Source organism: Bradyrhizobium sp. JR4.1 (genome assembly GCF_040548605.1).
Taxonomy (GTDB): Bacteria; Pseudomonadota; Alphaproteobacteria; order Rhizobiales; family Xanthobacteraceae; genus Bradyrhizobium; species Bradyrhizobium canariense.
This window is the reverse complement of the sequence record NZ_JBEPRY010000021.1, coordinates 51,489-63,058: the sequence shown is the minus strand read 5'-3', so window position 1 is coordinate 63,058 and position 11,570 is coordinate 51,489. Positions and strand designations below refer to the sequence as shown.

Below are 11,570 nucleotides of genomic sequence, written 5' to 3'. Positions count from 1 at the left end.
TCTTCGGCTCCGGCAACCTTCCAAGAGGTGCGCCGCTATCAGCTTCATCTGGGATCGAGCGCTCTCGGCGTCCCGATCGACCAGAGTATCTCGACCTTACGAGTCTTCTTCAAGATCACCTTACGGCGTCACGATATCGTCGAACACACCCACTTCATCCAAGAGCCGTGCAGGCTGCCGGTGATGTGATGCACGATGTGAAGGCGGTCGAAGCCGTAGACACGCTTGATGGACCGGCCGTTGGTGCCAAATGCGCGAGTCGCCGGTGAACGATCGTTTCACGTGGGCCAGCGGCGGGCTTGTATTTGGGCCCCGGGCGGCATCGAGCAGCCGCGCCACTCCTCGACGCTCAGCTGCTGGTCGGCGCCGAATTGGCGGCTATCGTTCCGCGACCGCTGGCGCGTGGGCCCGAGCAAGCCCATGCGATCACGAACTATGAACTGCCTTACATCGCGAGGTCCTTGCAAGCTCGGCTGCTCTGGTACGAACACGCGCAGGACGAGCCGTCCCACGAATCGCCTTACGAGGTGCTCCGGGCGCGCCATCGAGGAACGCAGGCACGCGCTAGCTAAGGATTGCGACTTCAACCCAAAGACCGGTGTGCAACCCATTGCGCAGCGATGGCGCGCGATATCGGAACCGCACGCTCGCCCTCGAAAGGCTGCGGCCTGCGATGCGCGCACACACTAATCGTGCGGGCTGGTGACCGTGCTGGCCCGGAAGCGCGCGGAATCGTTAGCGTGGTCGCATGCTTATTCATGTTCTGCCGCGAAAGATCGTCACTGCAACGGACTAGCCCCAAATGTCAGTACAATCCTGTCCCCGAATAACGGACCGGACGTCCGTTTTCCGTGTCCGCAAGTCTACGCGCCCGATATCAGCTTTGACAGGCAACTCGCCTAGCCGCAATGGTGGAGAGGTCCGCGACAGAAGTTGCGAAATCTGGAAAGAAGGCCCACACATCCCTTCGTACAAGGTCAAGGTCGGCCGCCAAGCTTCGAATCGGTCGTAAAAAAGTGAAGGACACCGGCATGGAAAAGTCCCCCCAAATCGGCGACAGGATTACTGACAAATCAGCATCGCCCGATGATAGCACCGTTCGGGACTGGATCGGACCGGGCACGTTCAAGCATTGGGCCTCTCTGCAGAATTGGATTGAGAAAAGTTACCCCGGGGTCTTCGCGCCGGAATGGCTCTATGGCGGCAAGAAGCGCGGCTGGTCCCTACGCTACAAGAAAACAAGGGCATTTTGTACCTTGCTGCCGGAATACAAGCGGTTTTCCGCCGTGGTGGTCTTGGGTGAGCAGAACGAGATAGGTTTGAGGAGCGCCGTAATGCCTGGCGCTCGCAGTTGATCAAGCTTTACGATAAAGCCAAGACATACCCGGATGGTAAATTCCTGACAATGCCATTTCATCCGCAGATGATCGGCATGATGTGACGGAGCTTTTGACTATGAAGCGCCCTCCACGCTCGCGCGCTTGAATGTCGCGGAAGTGTTAAGTCTAACGAGGAAAGACGCTGGATAGGTGTAAAGAAACTGGCTAGCAAGTTTCGGATATTGACCATTCGGCCGACGAACCTCGCGACGTCTCGTTGCAGATGCGTTATCGTGTGAAGAGTTGCTCGGGCACACCAACTACCGTCAATATGCTCGGCCAGGAGTGTGGTTACGATCTGCCCTATATGACCAGTGCTGTCAGCGCTAACGCGCGGTTTCTATGAACAAGATGTAGGTTCTGCTCGACCGGAGCGACGCATGCGCCGCGGGCGGCGGGGTTAGTCATTGTTCCCCGATCACATCCGCAGCCCTTTGGCATCAGGTATTCCGTAGGTTGATCGACCAAGTAAATGCTGACTCCAAACGACGTCACGCTGAGCGAACGCGAGAAGCGCTCGTTCTCCCTCAGGCTGTCATCCGGCAACAGGTCTAGGCGCGCGGCGACACCGAAGCGAACACTGGCTGCGTTGATCGTCTTCTTAGCTATCCGGTTGGCGGCATTCCCCGCTGGTATGAAAACTATACATGCCGGTTATTGGAAAGCGTCGTCCCTTGTTGCGATCAATGTGTGAGCTTTGGCGGATTTCATGAGTGCTGTTGATCGACTCATGGCTGACGCCCTAGGCGGATCAAGAGGCATTCATGGCTTTCACATTAAAGATCAACGGCTCACCCCATGAGATCGATGTCGACGGCGACATCCCCTTGCTATGGGTGCTGCGCGATGTGCTCGGCATGACCGGGACCAAGTTTGGTTGCGGCCGAGCATTGTGTGGCGCCTGCACGGTGCATATCGACGGCCGACCGGCCCGCTCCTGTCAGACGTCGGTCGATAGTATCGGCGACAGCGCGGTTACCACCATCGAGGCGGTTGGGCGCACGCCGCAAGGCGCCGCCTTGCAGAAGGCCTGGCTGGATCTGGAAGTAGTGCAGTGCGGCTACTGCCAATCCGGGCAGATCATGTCGGCGGCGGCATTGCTAAAAGAGACTCCTAAACCTAGCGATGCGGATATCGACTCGGCGATGTCGGGAAATGTCTGCCGTTGCGGTACCTACCAGCGCATCCGGGCCGCGATACAGCTAGCAGCGGGAGTGTGAAGCATGGATAACCACACCGAGGGTGAAAGCGCCATGTCCCGGCGCGCCTTTTTTCAGGGAACAGGTTTGCTGCTCGGTTTTGCTATGACCGGTGCACGCGCAGAGCCCGTGTTCGCAGCGCGTGCTTCGCAGGTAACGGAAAACGAGGTCACGGGCACTTTCGCGCCGAACGGATTTATACGGATTAATCCAACCGGCGTCGTCACCCTGATTATTCCGATGATCGAAATGGGACAGGGGGTTTACACGTCGCTCTCGATGCTTCTCGCTGAGGAACTGGAAGTGAAGCTTGACCAGATTCAGGTTCAGCATGCGCCGCCGAATGATGCTCTTTACGTCAACTCGATCATAGGCATTCAAAATACTGGTGGTTCCGCGTCTGTCCGTGCCTTCTGGACACCGCTTCGTCAGGCAGGGGCAGTGGGCCGTAGTCTGCTGATCGCGGCAGCGGCAAAGCGCTGGAATGTCGATCCGGCAACTTGCCGCGCTAGGGACGGCGTGGTGTTCGATGCATCAGGCTCGAAGGATCTGAGCTACGGCGAACTTGCGACCGCCGCGGCGAAATTGACTGTGCCGCCTGCAGCAAAAGTGAAATTGAAGGATCCGAATGAGTTCACCTTGATCGGCACGCGTGCCAAGCGTCTGGATTCAGCAATAAAAGTCGATGGGCGCGCGATCTACAGCATCGATGCGCGACTGCCGGGTATGAGGGTTGCGGCGGTTGCTATTGCGCCCGTGCTCGGCGGCAAGGCGAAAGCATTGGATGAGAAGGCCGCGCTGGCGGTAAAGGGCGTTCGGCAGGTGGTCAATATAGATGAAGCCGTTGCCGTGCTGGCGGACCACATGGGTGCGGCGAAGAAGGGGCTTGAGGCCGCCGCCGTCGCCTGGGACGACGGGCCGAACGGCAAGGTCAGCAGCGCCGATATCGTGAAGCAATTGGAGGAGGAATCCAAAAACCCGGGCGCGGTTGCTCGTAAGGTGGGTGATGTAGGGAAGGCAATTGCGGAGGCAGCGCAACGGGTTGACGCCATCTATCAGGTGCCTTTCCTGGCGCATGCGGCGATGGAGCCGATGAACTGTACCGTTCATCTGCAGAAGGATCGTTGCGATATTTGGGTCGGTACACAGGCGCCTACGATCACGCAGGCTCAGGTGGCCGAGCTCACCCGCCTGCCGATGGATGCGATCAAAATTCACAATCATCTGATTGGGGGTGGGTTTGGCCGAAGGCTGGAGGCCGATGGGACGATCCTCGCCGTCAAGATCGCCAAGCACGTCGACGGGCCGGTTAAGGTGATCTGGAGCCGCGAGGAAGACATCCAGCACGATATGTATCGGCCGTATTATCTCGATCGGTTATCGGCTGGACTTGATGCCGCCGGCAAGCCGGTTGCCTGGATGCATCGAATTGCCGGATCCTCAGTCATGGCTCGCTATTATCCTCCGTACTTCAAGGACGGACTGGATCCCGATGCCATAGAAGCGGCGGCCGAGCCGCCCTATGCGCTGCCAAATGTCCACGTCGACTTTGTCCGGGTCGAGCCACCAGGTGTCCGGACGTCTTGGTGGCGCGGAGTCGGACCAACTCACAACGTTTTTGTGGTCGAAAGCTTCATAGATGAACTTGCGCATGCCGCGAAGCAGGATCCTGTCGCTTATCGCAAGCGATTGCTTGGCCACAATCCGCGAGCACTTGCGGTTCTGTCGCTTGCCGCGGAAAAAGCGGAATGGGGAGCACCCCTCCCCGCGCGGCATGGCCGCGGGATTTCGGTGCAATTCGCATACGGAAGTTATACATCGCAGGTCGCCGAAGTCGAAGTGGCCGCGAATGGCTCTGTCAAAGTCAAGCGGATCGTCTGCGCGATTGACTGCGGCATGTACGTCAATCCAGACACGATCGAAGCACAGATTCAAGGTGGAACGCTTTTCGGTCTGACCGCCGCTCTCCATGGGTCAATCACGTTCAAAGATGGTCGGGTCGAGCAGAGCAACTTCGACAGTTATTTGCCGATGCGTATCGACGAGGTGCCGGTCGTGGACACGCACCTGGTTAAAAACGCGGAAGCTCCAGGTGGTGTCGGTGAAGCTGCGACAGCCATTGTCAGTGCTGCGGTGACCAATGCGATCTTCGCCGCGACCGGCAAGCGTCTGCGCAGCCTGCCGGTTGATACAAATTCGCTGAAATCGTCGTCTTAGTCCTTGCCCCATCATTCCGCGCGCGTCGCAGCGTGGACGGGTGACGGTGCGGTCTAACGTTCTTGCGCGTAACGACCATGAGAGTGGCCGCCTTCTCCGCTCGGAGAAAATCACCTCTCAGAAGGAGCCCGTCGGGCTGCAAATTCGATCCGATTCAAGCTGTCGCGTCGGCTTCCTAGTAGGCCAGCAACGGAAGTACAGGACAGTCCATTCAGGGTAATATTTCGGCTCCTTAGCCTGCCGCTGTTGCCTAGCTGATTCGAATGCCGCACATACCCGCGATGGTCGCTGCCGAGATCAAGGCGCTTATTGCGATGCCCGCGCCCCAAAGACGATTTGCAGCGAACCGATCGACGCCATGCGCGATCAGTACCATCCGTAATCCCGACGCAAGGTGACTTAGGACAAAAAACACGCCCAGCGCGTAGTGAGGCAAAAGGCGGATGTTCCATGCGTCGTGAATCAGCCCGCTCGGGGCGCCGATCGCGAAATTCCAATCTGTGGGTATGCCGAGAAACCCTCTTGCGTAGATGAATACCGAGTTCATGTGCCCAAGGATATACACCGAGAGGTAGGCCCCCGAGGCGACCTGAAATGTCCGATGGAAGCCCTGCGGGGCGGCACTCCAATGCCATGCCAGAAACAGCCCGGTGCCAATCTGGAAAAGCATCGCCACGACCAACAGCGGTTCACCCACGCCAGAGCGGTAGACAAGGCGGCCGATCTTCATGACGGCCGCATGTGCGTCGGGGCCGATCAAGCCAAACAGATGATTGGCTAGATGGAAAGCCACGTATAGGCACAAGACCCCCGCCGTTATTCCGTGGACAATGCGCCAGCGCCCCACGGTTGGCCCCGTTGCCGCGGCGCGATTGCCGGCGGTCTGTGGCCAAATGGCGATCGTAAGCCAAAGCGCGCACCACACGAGTTCGTCAGGGAATGGGCTATGAATCAGGACCTGAACGACGCCAAGAAAGACGAAGAGCGTTGGGGTCGCCACGCCGGCATAGGCGAGCCGCCGCGTCACGGGATCGGCGTCAGGCCGGCAAGCGAGCGCGAACGCGAGGAACGGCACGACGAACGCCATGGCCAGAATCAAGGTCGCGCCGGCAATTGCGAATGGCGAGGGCGTTGCGGCCTGCGTGACGACGACGGCATGAAAGGCCCGGAGTAGAAAAGGGTAGCAAACGGCCGCCGCTGCGGGAGTCAGCGCCAAATGGTCAAGGCGTGGCCCGAACGCGGCGCTTCGGTCCGGCGGCTGAGCAAACGCCATCTTGAGTCTCCTGAATATCAAGCGCGCGATGCGGCCGAACCGCCCGAAGGCTTGCAAAGTGCAAGCCCCCACCATCGGCGTTATGAAGAATGACCCCAGCCCAGGTTCCAAGCGTATCGCTCTCGGGAGAATCGCTAGGGCGGCTGTGAATACCACGCTCCGCGCGGGTTCGTGACGGACTGCCGCAGACCAACACCGGCAACATTTCGACTCTCAACCACGGAGCCGCCGCCTTCACGCCGCTGTGCGCCTGCCCAATCTCGAACGGACCGTGACCGGATCCTCAGGTGCGTTCAAGACCGACGTCGTGAACAGGACAGCGGCAGCGAGGATCCAATAATACCAGGCGTCGATCCCATCGAATTTGCAGGCAAAGGGTGCGATGACAAACACCACCCCGACTGCGCGATCCACCCAAAGGTGCAGCCAGTAGGGAATGATGCGGACGAACCCGGTGGGATGGTCGGTCAGGCCGGCCAAGAGCAGCGCGGCCACACCGACGACAGCCGAAAGCCACATTGCGAGCGGTCCGCTCTGGCCGAGGTTCAGCACGAACGGCATTGCAATTAACACGATCGCGACGGGATAATCGATGAGGTAGGCGTGGATAGACTTGGTGATGAAGCGGAATGACATCGGTGTCTCCTACGTGTTTCGTTGCTACAGTGGGTCCTTGCGACGCGGAGAGTGCATCGACCCAAGCGGACGACTCGGCGGTCCTCTGCTGGCGAGCGCTCGCTAAAACAGTCACGGGACAGCTCAGCTGAGGAACGGTAAGCCAGCACGCCAACCATTAGGAATGCCGGGTCGTTATCGTTTCCATTCCACTCGCCTGGTGCAATAGAAGCGGGTTAGTCGGCAGAAGTGAACGCATCCGCTCCTCGCATGCGCTGAAAAGTTGCAGCTTCGTCGCGGATTGGCGCCACTGCCTGTCACCCTGCCCCAGCCGCGGTTATCTGAGTCGGCTTGCCTTCGTTCTTTCCTTCCGCGAGGTTGCGGACCACCACATAGAAGATGGGTGTGAAGATCAGGCCGAACAGCGTAACACCTAGCATGCCGAAAAAGACCGCAACCCCGACCGCCTGGCGCATCTCCGAGCCGGAACCGGTTGACACCACGAGCGGCAGCACGCCTAGGATGAAGGCGAACGAGGTCATCAGGATCGGCCGCAGGCGGAGCCGGCAGGCCTCGATCACCGCCTCCAGCCGCGGCTTGCCCTCGAGCTCGATATCACGCGCGAACTCGACGATCAGGATCGCGTTCTTGGCGGCCAGGCCCACCAGCACCACAAAGCCGATCTGTGTCAGGATGTTGACGTCCTGGCCCAGGATACGCACACCGATCGTCGCGGCAAACAGGCACATCGGCACGATCAGGATCACCGCAAACGGCAACGTCCAGCTGCCATATTGCGCGGCGAGCACGAGATAGACGAACAGCACGCAGATCGGGAACACATAGAGACCGGCATTGCCGCCCGTCACTTGTTGATAGGATAGATCGGTCCATTCGAGGGAAAAACCGCTCGGCAACGTTTCGTCGGCGACCTTCTGGATGGTGTCGAGCGCGGTCGTCGAGCTCACACCTGGCGCGGGCTCACCTTGTACCTCGGACGCTGAGTATAGATTGTACCGCGCGACACGGTCGGGCCCGGAAATGTCCTTGAAGTCCACGATGCTACCGAGCATCACCATGTCGCCGACAGCGTTGCGGGTGCGCAGCCGCGCAAGATCGCTGGTCTCCTTCCGGAACGGCAGGTCGGCCTGCGCCGTGACGTGGTAGGTCCGCCCGAACAGGTTAAAGTCGTTGACATAGGTCGAGCCAAAGTACGTTTCAATCGTGTCGGTGATGCTGGCGATGGGCACGCCGAGCTTCTGCGCCTTTACGCGATCGACATCGACGAACAGCTGCGGTGTGTTCGCCGAATAAGGCGAGAACACGGAGGTCAGCTTTGGCGACTTCTGCGCGGCTCTGACGAGTTCGTTGGTCGCAGCCGCGAGCAGTTCGGGACCGCGCCCTTGTCGATCCTGGATGCGGATAGCGAAGCCGCCGCCGGTGCCAATGCCCGGCACCGCGGGCGGTGGAATGACGATGATGAAAGCGCCCTGGAGCGTCGACAGCCGCTTGCGCAGATCGGCCGTGATTGCAATCGCCGTCAACCCCTTCTTCTGCCGTGCCTCCGGCTCGTCGAACACCGGGAACAACGCCGCGGCGTTGCCGGCCTGCGTGCGAGTTGCGCCGGAAAAGCCGCTGAACGCCGCGACCCGGACGACACCCGGCGTATCCAGTGCAATCCGCTCGATCTCGCGCACGATCGCAGCGGTTCGCGCAAGCGACGCGGCGCCCGGCAACTGCACCGAGATGATGAGGTAACCGCGATCCTGCGCAGGGATAAAGCCCTGCGAGGTGGTCGCGAGCAGCCAGCCGGCGCTGCCGATCAACGCGACATAGAGCAACAGCATCGGCGCGGAATGCCGGATCCCCAGGAATGCCACAGCCGCATAGCCATTCGACAGCCAATCGAACACACGGTTGAAGACACCAGTGAAGGCCGACCAGCCGCGCGCGATTAGGTTCCAACGCGCAGCCGACCGCTTCTCCTCATGCGGGACCAGGATCTGCGAGGCTAGCGCGGGTGAGAGCGTCAGGGAGCAGAAGCAGGAGATCGCGGTTGCGACCGCGATGGTGACAGCGAACTGCTGGAAGAACTGCCCGGAGATGCCACCGAGGAAAGCTGTCGGCACGAACACCGCGCAGAGCACCAGTGCGATCGAAACCAGTGCGCCGCCGACCTCCCCCATGGTCTTAAGCGCCGCCTCGCGCCGGCTCATACGATTCCGGAGATGTCGCTCGACATTCTCGACCACCACGATCGCGTCATCGACCACGATGCCAACGGCGAGTACAAGCCCGAACAGCGTCAGATTGTTGATTGAGAATCCGAGCGCGGCCATTACCGCGAAGGTACCTACCAGAGACACCGGGATCGCGATGATCGGGATGATCGCAGGTCGCCAGCCCTGCAGGAATACCAGCACCACGATGACGACGAGCGCCATCGCCTCGTAGACCGTCTTGATCAGCTCGTGTACCGACTGGGCGATGAATTCGGTGGGGTTGTAGCCAATATTGTAGTCGAGCCCCTTCGGGAACCTCTCCTTCAGCTTTACCATAGTCGTAGAGATTGCCTTCGCCGTGGCAAGCGCGTTCGATCCGGGCCGTTGGGTCACTACCATTGCAACCGCCGGCTTGCGCAGGATGCGGCTGCTGGTGGCATAGGAGAGCGCACCGAGTTCGACGCGGGCAATGTCGCGCAGCCGCACCGTGCGGCCGTCCGAGCCGGCCTTCACCACGATGTCCTCGAACTGCCTGATGTCCTTGAGGCGGCCGGTGAAGACGAGATTTGGCTGGAACGCGCGATCGGCGATCGGCGGCTCCGCGATCTGGCCGCCAGCGATCTGCAGGTTCTGCGCCCGAATCGCCGCCATTACTTCGGTCGAGGTCAGGCCGAGATTGGCGATCCTCTCCGAGTCGAGCCACAGCCGCATCGAGTAGTCGCGCGCACCGAACATCTGAATGTCACCGACGCCGTCGAGCCGCAACAGCTGGTCGCGGACCTGCAGCAGCGTGTAATTTGAGATGTAGAGCTGGTCGAAACTCTCGTCGGGGGACAGCATGAACACGACCATCAGGATGTCGGGCGAGTTCTTGCGGGTGACGACGCCGTTGCGCTGGACTTCCTCCGGCAAACGGGGCTGCGCGATTGCGACCCGGTTCTGCACCAGCACCTGGGCCTTGTCGAGATCGGTGCCGAGCTTGAAGGTGACGGTAATCGTGAGCTGACCATTAGAGGTCGCCTGGCTGTAGAGATAGAGCATGTCCTCGACCCCGTTGATCTCCTGCTCGATTGGAGCAGCAACGGTGTCGGAAACGGTCTGCGCCGAGGCGCCAGGATATTGCGTGGTCACAGTGACGGTCGGTGGCACTGCTTGCGGATATTCCGACACCGGCAGCGTCTGATAGGCGATCGTGCCGACGATCAGAAGCACGATCGACAGCACCATCGCGAGGATAGGCTGGTTGATGGAAAGTCTTCCGAGATTCATGGCGTGGCACCTGGCGGAGTCTTGTCGCCCCCCAGCGTTTGCGACATGATTGGCGTCACCTTGGCGCCGACGCGGGCGCGCTGAATGCCGTTGATGATGACGTGGTCCTCCGGGTTCAGGCCCTCGCGAATCACCCGCAGGCCGTCATCTAGAGGCCCGAGCACCACCGGCCTTGCCTCCACCCTATTGTCGTCCTTGACCACGAACACGATCTTCCGCGACTGGTCGGTTGCGACCGCGACGTCCGGAATCAGCAGCGCCTCATAGGGCGCGCTGCCGATCAGGCGAACGCGGCCGAACTGGCCGGGTAGGATCGAGAGATCTTTGTTGGGGATGATGGCGCGGCTGCGCAGCGTCGCGGTGGAGACGTCGAGCCGGTTGTCCAGGAAGTCCATCTTGCCCTCATGTGAGGGTTTCGTTTCGCCGGTCAACGACACCTGCACCGGGTTCGCGGTGTCGCGCGAACTCGGCCGCCTGCCTTGAAACCACAGTTTGCTGTTGCGTTGATAGGTCGGCTCGTCGACATCGAAATAAATGTAGATCGGATCGAGCGACACGATCGAGGTCAGCAGGGTCGCGCCGCTTTCGCTCCCCTGCACCAGATTGCCCGGGGTCACTAGATGACGGCTGACGCGGCCGGTGATCGGCGCCAGCACATGGGTGAATTCGACGTTGAGCTGGGCGGCCTTCAATGTACCCTCGGCCTGCGTCTCAGCCGCATGAGCCGCCTGCAACGCCTGACGGCGCTGGTCGACGACCTGCTGCGAGACCGCGCTAGTTTGAACCAGGGTCAGGCCACGGTCGAGTTCACGCTTCGCAAGCTCTTCCTTGGCCCGCGCGTCGTCGAGTTGACCCTGGGCTTGCAACGCGACCGCCTCAAACGGGCGTGGATCGATGATGTAAAGCAGATCGCCTGCATGAACGATCGCACCATCCGTGAACGCGACCCTGTCAATGAAGCCGCCGACGCGAGCGCGGACCTGAACCTCCTCGATCGCCTCGAACCGGCCGGTGAACTCATCCCAGTCGGTGACTGTTCGTTTCACCGGTTGCGCGACTGTCACCGACGGTGGCGGAGGCGCGGCCGCCTGCGATTGCGCCTTGTCTTGGCAGCCAACGAGCGCCAACGCAAGCAGCAGAACGATCGGCGCGCCGCTGCACCGAAGGCGACGAAACGAACTACACACGGGAGGTTCCGCCGCCGCTAAGGACGGAGGTCGCAGTGTCAGCGTGCCCATGGAGCGAGGATTTCGAATACATCGTTGCTTAGCATGTCGACCCACTCTCAAAGATTCCCATGTTGGTCCGGGTGCCGAACCTCGAAACCGTAAATATCCCTCGACGATACTTTGGAGAGTGACCTTGCAACGTCGGCGACTGAAATCACCTCTTGCTA

General features: G+C 60.4%; 6 protein-coding genes and 1 pseudogene. 3 read left to right on the top strand and 4 right to left on the bottom strand.

Features of this window, described 5'->3' with window-relative positions; translation table 11 throughout:
- Positions 1–1,031 precede the first annotated feature (1,031 nt).
- The 3 genes and pseudogenes from ABIB90_RS31085 (at position 1,032) to ABIB90_RS31075 (ending at position 4,795) form a co-directional block, all read left to right on the top strand.
- Positions 1,032–1,485: pseudogene (locus ABIB90_RS31085) on the top strand (DUF3788 domain-containing protein).
- 658 nt (positions 1,486–2,143) lie between these two features.
- Positions 2,144–2,599, top strand: a complete 456-nt coding sequence (locus ABIB90_RS31080) for a (2Fe-2S)-binding protein (RefSeq protein ID WP_009859391.1) — start codon at positions 2,144–2,146, stop codon at positions 2,597–2,599.
- A gap of 3 nt (positions 2,600–2,602) precedes the next feature.
- Complete coding sequence (locus ABIB90_RS31075) at positions 2,603–4,795, top strand: xanthine dehydrogenase family protein molybdopterin-binding subunit (protein WP_354202003.1); 2,193 nt, start codon at positions 2,603–2,605, stop codon at positions 4,793–4,795.
- Between the two features lie 250 nt (positions 4,796–5,045).
- Here ABIB90_RS31075 and ABIB90_RS31070 read toward each other — a convergent pair whose 3' ends face one another.
- From ABIB90_RS31070 to ABIB90_RS31055, 4 genes are all read right to left on the bottom strand, one after another.
- On the bottom strand, positions 5,046–6,068 hold the full coding sequence (locus ABIB90_RS31070; RefSeq protein ID WP_354167159.1) for a hypothetical protein: 1,023 nt from the start codon (positions 6,066–6,068) through the stop codon (positions 5,046–5,048).
- Positions 6,069–6,302: 234 nt separating this feature from the next.
- The gene (locus ABIB90_RS31065) at positions 6,303–6,704 is read right to left on the bottom strand and encodes an SPW repeat domain-containing protein (protein WP_009859394.1); all 402 of its coding nucleotides are present in this window, start codon (positions 6,702–6,704) and stop codon (positions 6,303–6,305) included.
- A gap of 296 nt (positions 6,705–7,000) precedes the next feature.
- Positions 7,001–10,174, bottom strand: a complete 3,174-nt coding sequence (locus ABIB90_RS31060) for an efflux RND transporter permease subunit (protein ID WP_009859395.1) — start codon at positions 10,172–10,174, stop codon at positions 7,001–7,003.
- Positions 10,171–11,412, bottom strand: a complete 1,242-nt coding sequence (locus tag ABIB90_RS31055) for an efflux RND transporter periplasmic adaptor subunit (RefSeq protein WP_009859396.1) — start codon at positions 11,410–11,412, stop codon at positions 10,171–10,173. The genes ABIB90_RS31060 and ABIB90_RS31055 overlap by 4 nt, the downstream gene beginning before the upstream one ends.
- Positions 11,413–11,570: the final 158 nt, after the last annotated feature.